The following is a 13018-nucleotide window of genomic DNA, read 5'->3' as shown; positions in this document are numbered from 1 at the left end:
ATTGCCCTCAGCCAATCCGTCAGTTCCTCAGCCGGTAGCCGGTCCTGAAGATCCAGGCGACGATCGCTATGCAGATGAGCAGGAACACCACCGTCATGCCGAGGCTGATGCCGACCGAGACGTCGGACTTGCCGTAGAAACTCCAGCGGAACCCGCTGATCAGATAGACCACCGGATTGAACAGCGTCACCGTGCGCCAGACGTCGGGCAGCATGTTGATCGAATAGAAGCTGCCGCCAAGAAAGGTCAGCGGCGTGATGATCAGCAGCGGCACCAGTTGCAATTGCTCGAAGCTCTTGGCCCAGATGCCGATGATGAAGCCGAACAGGCTGAAGGTCACCGCCGTCAGCACCAGGAAGGCAAGCATCCAGAACGGGTGCAGGATGGTCAGCGGCACGAACAGCGACGCGGTCGCCAGGATGATCAGGCCGAGGATGATCGACTTGGTCGCGGCACCCCCGACATAGGCGATGACGATCTCCAGATAGGACACCGGCGCCGACAGCAATTCGTAGATCGAGCCGACGAATTTCGGGAAATAGATGGCGAAGGAGGCATTGGAGATCGACTGCGTCAGGAGCGACAGCATGATCAGCCCCGGCACGATGAAGGCGCCGTAGCTGATGCCGTCGATCTCGGTGATGCGCGAGCCGATGGCCGAGCCAAAGACGACGAAATAGAGCGATGTCGAGATGACCGGCGAGATGATGCTCTGCAGCACGGTGCGGAAGGCGCGCGCCATCTCAACCCGGTAGATCGCCCAGACTGCGCGCAAATTCATGCTTCTTGCCTCAAAAGATTGACGAAGATCTCCTCGAGCGAGCTGTTTTGCGTGTCGATATCGCGGAACTGGATGCCGGCGGCTTCGAGGTCGCGGAGCAGCGAGGCCACGCCCGGGCGTTCGCTCTGGTTGTCATAGGTATAGGTCAGTTGCCCGCCGTCCGGCGACAGCTCCAGCGCATAACGCGAAAACGCCTCGGGGATGCTGGCCAGCGGCGCACGCAATTCCAGCACCAGCCGCTTGCGGCCGAGCTTGCGCATCAGTTCGGCCTTGCCGTCGACCAGCACGATCTCGCCGCGATTGATGACGCCGACACGGTCGGCCATGGCTTCGGCCTCCTCGATATAGTGCGTGGTCAGGATGATGGTGACCCCGTCCTCGCGCAGCCGGCGCACCATCGCCCACATGTCCTGGCGCAATTCGACGTCGACACCGGCGGTCGGTTCGTCGAGGAACAGCACCCGTGGTTCATGCGACAGCGCCTTGGCGATCATCAGCCGCCGCTTCATGCCGCCCGACAGCGTGATCGCCTTGGCGTCCTTCTTGTCCCACAGCGAGAGATCGCGCAGCACCTTTTCGACGAAGGCCGGGTTCGCCGGCTTGCCGAACAGGCCGCGGCTGTAATTGACCGTCGCCCATACGCTCTCGAACGCGTCGATGGTCAGCTCCTGCGGCACCAGCCCGATCAGGCTGCGCGCCGCGCGATAATCCCGGCCGATGTCATGGCCGTCCACCGTGACCGTTCCCGACGAGCGGTTGACGATACCGCAGACGATCGAGATCAGCGTCGTCTTGCCGGCGCCGTTCGGCCCGAGCAGCGCAAAGATCTCGCCGCGCTCGATATCGAGGTTGATCTCCTTCAGCGCCTTGAAGCCGGTGGCGTAGGTCTTGGTGACCCCGGAAATGGAAATGATGGAGGGCATGGCTGAAAACGGCTGCTTGAAAGGGGAACTGTTGATTTTAGTCCGCTGAATGTCGGTGCGCGAAACCGGAAGTCAATGCCGCTCCTGACAATTCTGGACATTCATTCCCTATCGCCTCGACCGATGCGCTGACGCTTTGCGCAAAATGCTGCGGCGTTCCGCCTCGCGTGACGCCACGCCGCTTTGACCGCTCAGTGTATCCGGCCTATCTTTCCGGCATAAGCAGCAGCCGGAGCCCACCATGGACCCGCTCATTTTGTCGCGCATTCAGTTCGGCGCGAATATTTCGTTTCATATCCTGTTTCCGGCGATCACTATTGCACTTGGCTGGGTGCTGCTGTTCTTCAAGCTGCGCTACAACGCAACGGGCGATTCCGCCTGGATGCGCGCCTATTTCACCTGGGTGAAGGTATTCGCGCTCTCCTTCGCCATGGGCGTGGTTTCCGGCGTCACCATGAGCTTCCAGTTCGGCACCAACTGGCCGGGCTACATGGAAACCGTTGGCAATATCGCCGGGCCGTTGCTGGCCTACGAGATCCTCACCGCCTTTTTCCTCGAGGCGGCCTTCCTCGGCATCATGCTGTTCGGCTTCCGCCGCGTCTCCAACCGCATCCACACGCTGGCGACCGTGCTGGTGGCCGGCGGCACCACCTTCTCCGCCTTCTGGATCATCGCGCTCAATTCCTGGATGCAGACGCCGGCCGGCTTCGAGATGCGCGACGGCGTCGCCCACGCGGTCGACTGGTGGGCGATCGTCTTCAACCCGTCCATGCCCTACCGGCTGGTCCACATGCTGCTGGCCTCGGGCCTGACGGTCTCCTTCCTGATCGCCGGCCTGTCGGCACTGCGCTACCTCTATGGCGACCGTTCGGAATCGATGTGGAAGGCATTGCGCACCGGCGTCTTCACCGCGGCGATCCTGATCCCCATCCAGATCTTCGCCGGCGACCAGCATGGCCTGAACACGCTGGAGCATCAGCCGCAGAAGATCGCCGCCATGGAGGCAAACTGGAACACCGGCCCCAACGTGCCGCTGGTCCTGTTCGCGCTTCCCGACGAGGCGGCCAAGGAGAACAGGTTCGAGCTCGCCATCCCCGACGGCGCCAGCCTTATCCTGCGCCACAGCAGCAGCGGCGTGGTGCCGGGCCTCAACGACTATCCCGGCAATCATCCGCCGGTCTTCCCGGTGTTCTGGGGTTTTCGCGTCATGGTCGGCACCGGCATCCTGATGCTGATCGTCTCCTGGTCGGCGGCCTTCTTCCTCAAGCGCCACCACAGCCTGCCGAAACCGCTGGCGCTGCTGATGGTGCCGATGGCGCTGTCCGGCTGGCTGGCGACGCTGGCCGGCTGGTACACCACCGAGATCGGCCGCCAGCCCTGGCTGGTCACCGGCGTGCTGAAGACCGCTGACGCGGTCGGCCCGGTCGCCGGCAGCCATGTCGCGCTGACGCTTGCCGTCTATCTCGTCCTCTATGTGCTGCTTTTGATCGCCTATCTCGGCGTGCTGGTGCATCTGGCGCTGAAGGCGGCGAAGGATGGCGACGCCTCGCCACTGCCCGGCGTCATGAACGCGGCGCTGTCGCAACCGGCGGCCGAGGAGTAGGGAGATATCCATGAGCTACGACTGGCCAACCCTGCTGCCCCTCATCTTCGCCGGCCTGATGGGCCTCGCCATCCTGATCTACGTCATCCTCGACGGCTTCGACCTCGGCATCGGCATCCTGTTCGCCGCCGCCGATGATGCCGAGCAGGACACGATGATCGCGGCAATAGGCCCGTTCTGGGACGCCAACGAGACCTGGCTGGTGCTGGCCGTCGGCCTTTTGCTGGTCGCCTTCCCGCTGGCGCACGGCACCATCCTCACCGCGCTCTACATTCCGGTGTTCCTGCTGCTGCTCGGCCTCATCCTGCGCGGCGTTGCCTTCGATTTCCGCGCCAAGGTGCCGGCCGGCAAGAAGCATCGCTGGAACCGCATCTTCCTCATCGGCTCGCTCATCGCCTCGCTGGCGCAAGGCTATATGCTCGGCGTCTATGTGCTCGGCCTCGATGTCGGCTTGGGCGGCATGGCCTTCGGCGCGCTGGTGGCGCTCTGCCTCGCCGCCGCCTATGCGGCTATGGGCGCGGCCTGGCTGATCTACAAGACCGAAGGCGAATTGCAGAAGAAGGCGGTGCGGTGGCTGCGTACCGCGCTCGTGCTGGCGGCGCTTGGCATGGCCGCGGTGTCGCTCGCCACCCCCTTCGCCAGCCCGCGCATCTTCGACAAATGGTTCCTCTGGCCTGAAATGCTCTATCTGTCGCCGCTGCCGATCCTGTCGGCGGTGCTGTTCGCCTGGCTGTGGCGGCAGACCTTCCATCTGCCGAAGCCCGATGACCGCCATGCGCTGACGCCGTTCCTGACCCTGGCGGCGATCTTCGCGCTCGGTTTCGCCGGGCTCGCCTGGTCGTTCTACCCCTTCGTCGTGCCCGATCGTCTGACCATCTGGCAGGCGGCTTCCGCGCCCGAAAGCCTCGCCATCATCCTGGCCGGCACGGTGGTCGTGCTGCCGATCATCATCTTCTATTCCTTCTATGCCTATCGCGTCTTTGGCGGCAAGGCGACGGACCTGACCTACGACTAGAGCAACAACACCCACGCTTACCCGCCGCGGGGCTCGGCGCAGTATCGCGAGCCCGACCCGACATCGGCCGGGGCCAGGGCGACGCTGGAAAAGGTGCGCTGTAGCCTGCCGTGGAAAAAGGGGCGTAGGCCGCGTCCGGTCGCGCCGACCCCCCTCTGCCCTGCCCTCAAGGGGGAGATTACTCGCTCGGCCGGCTTCGCGAGTCGCTAAAGCTGCAGAGTGCGCACAACGCGGGAACAGCTGATCTCCCCCCTTGAGGGGGAGATGGCCGGCAGGCCAGAGGGGGGTACTGTCCCGCCGGCGTTCGGCGAACCTCAGCTCTTGTTGGCGGCCATCACCAGCACCGGCTTGTCGCTGTAGAGCTGCGGGAACAGCGACTTCAGATTCTCGACCTTGGGCAGGTCGTTGTAGACGATGTAGGGATAGGTCGGATTCAGCGTCAGAAAGTCCTGGTGGTAGTCCTCGGCCGGGTAGAAGGTCTTGCCCGTCTCCAGCGTGGTCACGATCGGCTTCGGAAACACCTTCGCCTTGTCGAGCTGGGCGATGTAGTTCTCGGCGATTTTCTTCTGCGCGTCGTTTTCGGCAAAGACCGTCGAGCGGTACTGGGTGCCGCTGTCCGGACCCTGGAAGTTCAGCTGCGTCGGGTTGTGCGCGACCGAGAAATACACCTGCAGCAACTGGCCGTAGGTCACCTCCGACGGCTTATAGGTGATCTCCACGGATTCGGCGTGCCCGGTGCGGCCGCTGCCGACCGTCTCGTAGACGGCAGTGTCCTTTTCGCCGCCGGCATAGCCGGAGACCGCCCTGGTCACGCCCTTGACGTGCTGGAACACGCCCTGCACGCCCCAGAAGCAGCCGCCGGCGAAGACCGCCTTTTCGGTGCCGGGGGCGGCTTTCTCGTCCATCGCCGGCGGCGGGATCACCACCGCCTCCTCGGCCGAGATCGCCGGCGTCTGCCAGAAGGCGGCGGCCGCCGCCGCAAGCACCAGCGCAGCCAGCGCGCTCTTTGCGAAGGTTCCGTTCACTGGTTTTCCGGACATGTCATGATCTCCCATGATGGTGGATGACTATACGATAGCGCGATGCGCCGCGGTTTCACATTGCCGTGCGTATTGGCCGTGCGTGCGGGGCCGTGCGCGCCAGCCTGCCCGGGCAGGGAACCCCCGGCCCGGACAGGGAGCGCCTCGCGCTTACTTGGCCGGCGCCATTGCGTCGGCGGGCTTCATTGCGTCGGTTGCCATCGGGTCGGCTGGCTTCATCGCGTCCGTTGCCATCGGGTCGGCCGGTTTCATGGCATCCGTCTTCGGCTTCATGGCATTCGTTGCCATCGGGTCGGCCGGCTTCATCGCATCCGTTGCCGGCTTCATGGCTTCGGTGGCCATCGCATCGGCCGGCTTCATCGCATCTTCGGCGCGTGCGGCCGTTCCGGCAAACAGCGCGGTCGAGCACAGCGCGAAAGCGAGTGCCGGCAGGGTCAGGCGGTTGGTCATGGTGGTCTCCTAGGGGTTGATGGCACTGCGGCCGGGTGGATGCGGCGCCGCTCCTGCGGCGTTGCGCAATCTTGGTTGAGCGTGATCTTGTCCTGACGGATTCAGTTGGTCGCCGCGGCAAGGATCGGCCCGCCGCCCGGCGTCTGCACCAGCACCGCGCTGCTCAGGCCGCCGGATGTTGCGGGCAGCGCCAGCGTCTTGGCGTCGCCGGTCCAACTGCCCAGTTTCGTCAGCGAATGCACGACATTGGCGTGCGGCAGCGTGCGGCCGGTGTTTTCGCCACGCGCCACCGGCACCTCGACGACGCCGCTGGCGTAGCGCACCAGCCAGACATCGGCCTTGCCGCCGGGCGCCGAGCCGGCGCCGATGCTGATCGTGCCGCCGTCAAGCGACAGCGCCGGCCCCTTTGGGTGGCCGCTGCTGGAAATAAGCTGCTCGATCTCGCCGGGCGCGGCGCCGACCGCGTCAGTGTTGCCATTGACCACCACTTGCGGTGTGAAGGGGCCCGAACGGCCGAGCGAGGGCTCGTAGGTGACCTGGCGCTGGGTGAATTCCTTTTTGCCGAAAGTGTCCTTCCAGCCGAGATAGTCCCAGTAGGTGACGTTGAAGGACAGCGCCAGCACGCCGGGTTTGTCCCTGACCTTGATCAGGTTGGCGTTGGCGGGAGGGCAGGACGAGCAGCCCTGGCTGGTGAACAGCTCGACCACGGTGAGCGGCTGCGCGGCCGCCGCGCCGATCGAGGACAATATCGAGGCGGCGAGCACGCCGGCGACGAGCGTTCTGCGTTGTGATCCCGACAATGGCTTGCTCCGTGGGTGCGCGGCGCCTGGATGCGCCGCTCATATCCCCACTTCGTCGTCGCCACGGATTTCGTTACAGCGCTCACCGCTTCGTGATCGGGCGCGCGCCTTGCCTTCTCCCCTTGTGGGAGAAGGTGGATCGGCGCGCAGCGCCGAGACGGATGAGGGGTGCTGGACAGAACGCAGGGGCCGGTTAACCTGAATCCATGCCGCATCAGCCCGTTCCGCCAGCCAAACGCAGCTTTGCCCGCTCACTTCGGCGTGAAATGACGGAAGCGGAAGGCAGACTGTGGCACGAGTTACGTGACCGCAGGCTCGATCGGATAAAATTCCGGCGCCAGGTTCCGGTCGGGAAGTACATCGCGGATTTCGTTTGCCTCGAAGCCGGCCTGATCGTCGAGATCGATGGCAGCCAGCACGCCGAGTCGGAGCCTGACAAGATCCGCCAGGCTGAGCTAGAGGCGAGGGGGTTTCGCGTGCTGCGCTTTTGGAACGACGATGTTCTGAAGGACTTGAACGCCGTCTGCGATACGATTATCGCCTATGTGCGCGACGTTGGCTTGCAGCCGTGGCGCTAAGCCGGAGCAAACGCCAGCGCCAGGCTGGAGCACCCCTCATCCGTCTCGGCGCTTCGCGCCGATCCACCTTCTCCCACAAGGGGAGAAGGCAAGAAGTGGCCCCTTACTGCGTAAGCACCGTCTCCGACTGCCGCTGGTTGAAGGCGCACTTGCCGGTCACGGTGTAGAAGAAGTCGGCGTTCGTAACGTCTGGCAGTGGCGGATTGTTGCCGCCGTCTTCCCATGCCTGGTCGCTGGTCTCGCCGCAGGGCACAGCGGCGAAGATGTCGACGACCGTGTTGTTCTTGACCTCGACGGGGAGGTATTTGGAAGGGTTCAGGGCCTTTTGTGCATCGGTCGTGTACCCGGCGCCGAGGTAGAGCCGGTTCGACGTTTTGTCATCGTTCGACTTGAGCGGGTTGACCGGTCCGGACGGCACATTCATCTGTAGATAGAGTTTGTCCATCATGCTCACGTCGATTTTTGCGCCACTGCTGTTTCCGGCGGCATTCGTGGTCGCGCACGTCGTCTTGAAATAGATGGTGGAACCGTTCGTATTTCCGCTTTTTGCTACCGCGGTGCTTTTGTAAACGCCCGCAGTGGGTGTGAAATTGGTTGTTGATCCTGTTGTCGTGCACACCTGGGTCTGAACCAGCTTCTCGGTTGTACCCGACACAGTGGAAATAGTTGTCGTGCCGTAACCTTTCGGGTCGTTGGCGGTATAAGTCTTGCTCCCGCTCTTATAGGAATAACTATACGCCTTGTATTTATAGTCGACCTTCATCATGGCTGTTGCTAGGGTCGAGGAGGTCCACCCGAACGGAAGGCCGTACAGGGTCATCGTCTTGTTCCAGTAGCCTGAAACGTGGTCGACGTTGAACGTAGCTTCGATCAGGGCCGGCGTCTTGCGCACCGACGACGCGACGTCGACCTGCACATTGTCGATGCGGGCGATCGACATGAAAGTCGTCGGCATGGGGAAGCTCGCCGAAGCATTGATATGGGCGGTGCCGTCGCTATCTACGACGAAGGTGTCGAGCGTCGCTGTGCCTTGCCCGCTATTGGCCGCGTAGGATTCCCGCATCTTCGTCTGACGGTCCGCCTTTGACGTGTTTGTCGGCAGCGTCGTGATCGACAGCGCCGCCGCGTCGAGCGCGCTCTGCATCGACGACCTGGTCGAGACCGCCGATGTATAGTCGACCGAAAAGCCTATGGCGGCGACGATCGGAACGGCCAGGAAAACGAGGAGCGGCGCAAAGGAGCCCTTCTCCGACTTGAGAAAATGGCAGATTGAAGACGGCATTTCTTTATTCCCCCAGGGGCATGACGTGCATTAGCTATCACGCAGCAAGCAAACTATGCTCTAATCCGGTGGATCAAACTTTAACGATCTTGCGCGGCCATCCTGGCGTTTGCGCCCGCCCCGCCAACCTCTCAGGACTTGGGTTCCTCGCCCTCCGCGAAGCGGGGGAGAGGTGGCCGCGAAGCGGACGGAGAGGGGGCTTCGTAGGGCGCAGTCCCCCTCTCCGTCTCGGCTTTGCCGAGCCACCTCTCCCCCACTTCCGTGGGGGCGAGGAACTCAAGCTGGAACGAAGCCGCGACTTTTGCCAATCATCAAGGCAAGGGGCGCGCAAGCTCAAAGCCCCACCGCCCGCCGCTTGCCCCCTTAACCCGCCCCTGCTAAAGCGCGCGGCATGACCACGCCGCTCGACCACATCCGCAATTTCTCCATCGTCGCCCATATCGACCATGGCAAATCCACGCTTGCCGACCGGCTGATCCAGTCCACCGGCGGGCTGGAGCTGCGCGACATGAAGGAGCAGGTGCTGGACTCGATGGATATCGAGCGCGAGCGCGGCATCACCATCAAGGCGCAGACGGTGCGGCTGAAATACCGCGCCAACAATGGCGAGGACTATATCCTCAACCTCATCGACACGCCCGGCCATGTCGACTTTGCCTATGAAGTGTCGCGGTCGCTGGCCGCCTGCGAGGGCTCGCTGCTGGTCGTCGACGCCAGCCAGGGCGTCGAGGCGCAGACGCTGGCCAATGTCTACCAGGCCATCGACAACAACCACGAGATCGTCGTGGTGCTGAACAAGGTCGACCTGCCGGCCGCCGAGCCCGAGCGCATCCGCGAGCAGGTCGAGGAAGTCATCGGCATCGACGCTTCCAACGCCGTGCTGATCTCGGCCAAGACCGGCCTCGGCATTCCGGACGTCTTGGAGGCCATCGTCCACCAATTGCCGCCGCCGCGCGAGGGCGACATATCAGCCCCGCTGAAAGCCATGCTGGTCGATAGCTGGTACGACGCCTATCTCGGCGTCATCGTGCTGGTCCGCATCATCGACGGCGTGCTGAAAAAGGGCCAGACCATCCGCATGATGGGCACCGGCGCCAAGTATCTGGTCGAGCGCACCGGCGTCTTCACGCCCGCCCGCATCAATGTCGACGAGCTCGGCCCCGGCGAGTTCGGCTTCTTCACCGGCTCGATCAAGGAGGTGGCCGACACCCGCGTCGGCGACACCATCACCGAGGACAAGCGCGCCACCGCCCATGCCCTGCCCGGCTTCAAGCCGGCGCAGCCGGTGGTGTTCTGCGGCCTGTTCCCGGTCGACGCCGCCGATTTCGAGGATCTGCGCGCCGCCGTCGGCAAGCTGCGCCTCAACGACGCGTCCTTCTCATACGAGATGGAAACCAGCGCCGCCCTCGGCTTCGGCTATCGCTGCGGTTTCCTTGGCTTGCTGCATCTCGAAATCATCCAGGAGCGGCTGGAGCGCGAGTTCAACCTCGACCTCATCGCCACCGCTCCCTCCGTCGTCTACCGTCTGGCTCTGACAGACGGCACAGTCAAGGAACTGCACAACCCGGCCGACATGCCCGACGTGGTCAAGATTGCAGCCATCGAGGAGCCCTGGATCCGCGCCACCATCCTCACCCCCGACGATTATCTCGGCGGCATCCTGAAGCTCTGCCAGGACAGGCGCGGCATCCAGGCCGACCTCTCCTATGTCGGCAAGCGCGCCATGCTGACCTACGACCTGCCGCTCAACGAAGTCGTCTTTGACTTTTATGATCGCCTGAAGTCGATCTCCAAGGGCTACGCCTCCTTCGACTATCATTTGACCGACTACAAGGAAGGCGACCTGGTCAAGATGTCGATCCTGGTCAATGAGGAGCCGGTCGACGCGCTGTCGATGCTAGTCCACCGCACGGCGGCGGAAAAGCGCGGCCGTCAGATGTGCGAGAAGCTGAAGGAACTGATCCCGCACCATTTGTTCAAGATCCCGATCCAGGCCGCCATCGGCGGCAAGGTCATCGCCCGCGAAACCATCTCGGCGCTGCGCAAGGACGTCACCGCCAAATGCTACGGCGGCGACGTCTCGCGCAAACGCAAGCTGCTCGACAAGCAGAAAGAGGGCAAGAAGCGGATGAGGCAGTTCGGCAAGGTGGATATCCCGCAGGAAGCGTTTATCCAGGCGCTGAAGATGGGGGATTGAGGGGTGCGCCCGCTTGGTCGCGAAAGGGGTTTGGACGCGAATTCCAGGCGCGCGGCACCGTCGATAGCGACGCCAGCGACGATGACCATCGAAGACAATGTCCAATCGTTGACCGCACTGAAAGGCGCAAGGAAGGTCTAATCCACCATTGCTAAGTTTCGCAGCGCAAAAACGCAAACGTCGTCAAAGTCGACTCACTTCAAAATTGACTTCACCGCAATTCATTCACGTGAAACAGTCATCCTAGGTCTGGTGGCATTAGCCCGGGAAGGCGGCGCGAAAGCGTCTGCGTCACCAACCTAAAACGAAAGGGCGGACAATCCGCCCGCCCTTTCAGGGGTATCGTCAGATACCCGGCAGCCTAGGCTGAATTGGTGGTTTCCGACGAACTTTGATTGGAAACGCTTTCAGCCCAAACTGCGAAGCGAATATCCGTTTTCCATTTCGGAGGCGGATAGACGCGACAAAGATGAGTTCCCCTTCTGGGGTGGACATCTTTGCTGCTCCTTGGTTTGGAGACTAGCCTGTCCCTTGCGCCTTTAGTTGGTAGCTGCTGAGCGCAAGGGACAGCCTTCACAAGGGCCAGGATCATCCTAAGAGGCCCTTTGAAGCTGGGTGCGGATGGACATTAGATGTCCATCCCGTTGAATTAGGGTTTTCAGGCTCAATACCTTTCAACCGGTATCTGTCGTTGTCATACGTGATGGTTCCATCGCTCTTAAGTCGCGACAGGAGACTAGATGCGCTTCCGCGTTCGAGTTTCTGGCCGCGCTTTTCAGCCATCTCGACAGCGATCGCTGCGTTCAGGCCTGCTGTGCCGGTTTCCTGAAGCAAGGCAAGAATGAGATTCTTCACGTTGGAACGTGGAGCCCTCTTTCTTGCTACGGTTGGATCTGGATCACCGTTGGCTCTGGCCAGAAGTGATCGCAATAGGTTGATTTCCGCCTGAAGAATGCGAAGTTGTTCTTCCTTGGCGGTTAGTTCCTCCTGTATCATCTTCATCGTCTTACCAGCCATTTCCTGTTACCTTTCATAGGTTTGGTGGCCCCGGCGGGCTTCGAACCCGCATTGCCCGGGAAGGCTTCGGCTTTAAAGGCCGCTGCGTCTACCAATTCCGCCACGGGGCCTGGCAATGCAAATGGAACACGGAAGCCGATTCGTGTCTATCGCAATTTGCGTAATTGTGGATAGCGCATGAAAAACATAACAAAATCAACAGATTTTGGTGAAACAAGCTGTTAACACATGCAAGCAAATGCCTTGATAACGACGTCCGGCAATGAAAAATCTAGCACCTTCGAGATCTGGAACAGCCATCCCAACGCCGTTCGCGTCGAACTCTACAGCCAGGACCGCGACTTCTCCCCCTTGTGGGAAAAGGTGTCGCCGAAGGCGACGGATGAGGGGTGCTGGACGGATCGCGGCGTTGAGTTTCTTCCAACACCCCTCATCCGTCTCGGCGCTGCGCGCCGATCCACCTTCTCCCACAGGGGGAGAAGGCAAGAGCGCGCACTGCCAGCTTGACGCCGTCCTGACCCCCGGCCATAGCGTAACCCGACAGGAGACCCCACCCATGGCAGGCACGGTCGAAGGCGAGAAAATCGATGTCGGCTTTTCCGGCCGGCGCTGCATCCATTCGCGCAATTGCGTGCTGGGCGATCCGCATGTCTTCGTGCCCAACGCGCCCGGCCAGTGGATCCATCCCGAGGCGGCCAGCGTCGAGAAGATCGTGGCGATCGCCGAAAGCTGCCCGTCCGGCGCCATCACCTATGTCAGGAAGGATGGCGGCCCGCAGGAAAAGCCGCCGGTGGTCAACACCGTGCGGGTGAGGGAAAACGGCCCGCTGGCCGTGCATGCCGAGATCGTGCTTGGCGGCGAGACGTTCTTTCGCGCCACGCTCTGCCGCTGCGGCCTGTCGCAGAATAAGCCGTTCTGCGACAACAGTCACATCAAGGCCGGCTTCGCCGCCACCGGCGAGCCGCCGCTGAAGGAGGCGCAGGTGCTGGAGGCGCATGACGGGCCGCTGACGGTTACGCCCACCGCCAACGGCCCGCTGAAGCTCGAAGGCAATGCCGAGATCGTCACCGGTACCGGCCACACCATCGCACGCACCACCAAGGTCTTCCTCTGCCGCTGCGGCCATTCGGCCAACAAGCCGTTCTGCGATGGCAGCCACAAACGCGTGGGGTTTGTGGGGTAGGCGGCAAAGGTCGCGATCCGTCACACCCCCCTCTGTCCTGCCGGACATCTCCTCCGCAAGGGGGGAGATTGGCAGCTTCGCCGGCGACTCACTCTTTGCAGCGTTGAAAATTTGCGAAAGCATGGGCGACATCCGATCTCCCCCCCTTG

General features: G+C 62.5%; 12 protein-coding genes. 5 read left to right on the top strand and 7 right to left on the bottom strand.

The window, feature by feature from the left end; translation table 11 throughout:
• Positions 1-19: 19 nt before the first annotated feature.
• Positions 20-781, bottom strand: a complete 762-nt coding sequence (locus tag C9427_RS25235; protein ID WP_107651794.1) for an ABC transporter permease — start codon at positions 779-781, stop codon at positions 20-22.
• A complete protein-coding gene (locus C9427_RS25230) occupies positions 778-1704 on the bottom strand; it encodes an ABC transporter ATP-binding protein (RefSeq protein WP_107651793.1) in 927 nt (308 codons plus the stop codon). The genes C9427_RS25235 and C9427_RS25230 overlap by 4 nt, the downstream gene beginning before the upstream one ends.
• Positions 1705-1945: 241 nt before the next feature.
• Here C9427_RS25230 and C9427_RS25225 point away from each other — a divergent pair, with 241 nt between their 5' ends.
• Positions 1946-3307, top strand: a complete 1362-nt coding sequence (locus tag C9427_RS25225) for a cytochrome ubiquinol oxidase subunit I (protein ID WP_107651792.1) — start codon at positions 1946-1948, stop codon at positions 3305-3307.
• A 10-nt stretch (positions 3308-3317) separates the two neighbouring features.
• Positions 3318-4322, top strand: coding sequence for a cytochrome d ubiquinol oxidase subunit II (locus C9427_RS25220; RefSeq protein WP_097577185.1), 1005 nt, complete (start codon positions 3318-3320; stop codon positions 4320-4322).
• A 314-nt stretch (positions 4323-4636) separates the two neighbouring features.
• Here the strand turns inward: C9427_RS25220 and msrA are convergent, their stop codons facing one another.
• The 3 genes from msrA to C9427_RS25205 all read right to left on the bottom strand — a co-directional run bounded on the left by msrA (position 4637) and on the right by C9427_RS25205 (position 6612).
• Positions 4637-5362, bottom strand: a complete 726-nt coding sequence (msrA, locus tag C9427_RS25215) for a peptide-methionine (S)-S-oxide reductase MsrA (RefSeq protein ID WP_208636418.1) — start codon at positions 5360-5362, stop codon at positions 4637-4639.
• Between the two features lie 150 nt (positions 5363-5512).
• Complete coding sequence (locus C9427_RS25210; RefSeq protein ID WP_107651790.1) at positions 5513-5812, bottom strand: hypothetical protein; 300 nt, start codon at positions 5810-5812, stop codon at positions 5513-5515.
• A 101-nt stretch (positions 5813-5913) separates the two neighbouring features.
• Entirely contained in the window at positions 5914-6612 is a 699-nt protein-coding gene (locus C9427_RS25205; RefSeq protein ID WP_107651789.1) for a DUF1223 domain-containing protein, read from the bottom strand.
• A 206-nt stretch (positions 6613-6818) separates the two neighbouring features.
• On the opposite strand from C9427_RS25205, the gene C9427_RS25200 reads away from it, so the two are divergent.
• Complete coding sequence (locus tag C9427_RS25200; RefSeq protein ID WP_107651788.1) at positions 6819-7190, top strand: endonuclease domain-containing protein; 372 nt, start codon at positions 6819-6821, stop codon at positions 7188-7190.
• A gap of 103 nt (positions 7191-7293) precedes the next feature.
• On the opposite strand, the gene C9427_RS25195 is transcribed toward C9427_RS25200, so the two are convergent.
• Positions 7294-8472, bottom strand: coding sequence for a TadE/TadG family type IV pilus assembly protein (locus tag C9427_RS25195; RefSeq protein WP_107651787.1), 1179 nt, complete (start codon positions 8470-8472; stop codon positions 7294-7296).
• 391 nt (positions 8473-8863) lie between these two features.
• On the opposite strand from C9427_RS25195, the gene lepA reads away from it, so the two are divergent.
• Positions 8864-10669, top strand: a complete 1806-nt coding sequence (gene lepA, locus C9427_RS25190; RefSeq protein ID WP_107651786.1) for a translation elongation factor 4 — start codon at positions 8864-8866, stop codon at positions 10667-10669.
• Positions 10670-11257: 588 nt separating this feature from the next.
• On the opposite strand, the gene C9427_RS33880 is transcribed toward lepA, so the two are convergent.
• Entirely contained in the window at positions 11258-11686 is a 429-nt protein-coding gene (locus C9427_RS33880; protein WP_146172593.1) for a hypothetical protein, read from the bottom strand.
• 556 nt (positions 11687-12242) lie between these two features.
• On the opposite strand from C9427_RS33880, the gene C9427_RS25180 reads away from it, so the two are divergent.
• Entirely contained in the window at positions 12243-12869 is a 627-nt protein-coding gene (locus tag C9427_RS25180) for a CDGSH iron-sulfur domain-containing protein (RefSeq protein ID WP_107651784.1), read from the top strand.
• Positions 12870-13018: the final 149 nt, after the last annotated feature.

The sequence above is a fragment of the Mesorhizobium helmanticense genome (genome assembly GCF_003034915.1).
Lineage (GTDB): Bacteria > Pseudomonadota > Alphaproteobacteria > Rhizobiales > Rhizobiaceae > Mesorhizobium > Mesorhizobium helmanticense.
This window is presented reverse-complemented; position numbering and strand designations above follow the sequence as displayed.

Coding starts and splice junctions, on each gene's coding strand:
- C9427_RS25195 (WP_107651787.1), bottom strand. CDS start 8,472: ATGCCGTCTTCAATCTGCCATTTTCTCAAGTCGGAGAAGGGCTCCTTT.
- C9427_RS25200 (WP_107651788.1), top strand. CDS start 6,819: ATGCCGCATCAGCCCGTTCCGCCAGCCAAACGCAGCTTTGCCCGCTCA.
- msrA (WP_208636418.1), bottom strand. CDS start 5,362: ATGTCCGGAAAACCAGTGAACGGAACCTTCGCAAAGAGCGCGCTGGCT.
- C9427_RS33880 (WP_146172593.1), bottom strand. CDS start 11,686: ATGGCTGGTAAGACGATGAAGATGATACAGGAGGAACTAACCGCCAAG.
- C9427_RS25210 (WP_107651790.1), bottom strand. CDS start 5,812: ATGACCAACCGCCTGACCCTGCCGGCACTCGCTTTCGCGCTGTGCTCG.
- C9427_RS25235 (WP_107651794.1), bottom strand. CDS start 781: ATGAATTTGCGCGCAGTCTGGGCGATCTACCGGGTTGAGATGGCGCGC.
- C9427_RS25220 (WP_097577185.1), top strand. CDS start 3,318: ATGAGCTACGACTGGCCAACCCTGCTGCCCCTCATCTTCGCCGGCCTG.
- C9427_RS25225 (WP_107651792.1), top strand. CDS start 1,946: ATGGACCCGCTCATTTTGTCGCGCATTCAGTTCGGCGCGAATATTTCG.
- lepA (WP_107651786.1), top strand. CDS start 8,864: ATGACCACGCCGCTCGACCACATCCGCAATTTCTCCATCGTCGCCCAT.
- C9427_RS25230 (WP_107651793.1), bottom strand. CDS start 1,704: ATGCCCTCCATCATTTCCATTTCCGGGGTCACCAAGACCTACGCCACC.
- C9427_RS25180 (WP_107651784.1), top strand. CDS start 12,243: ATGGCAGGCACGGTCGAAGGCGAGAAAATCGATGTCGGCTTTTCCGGC.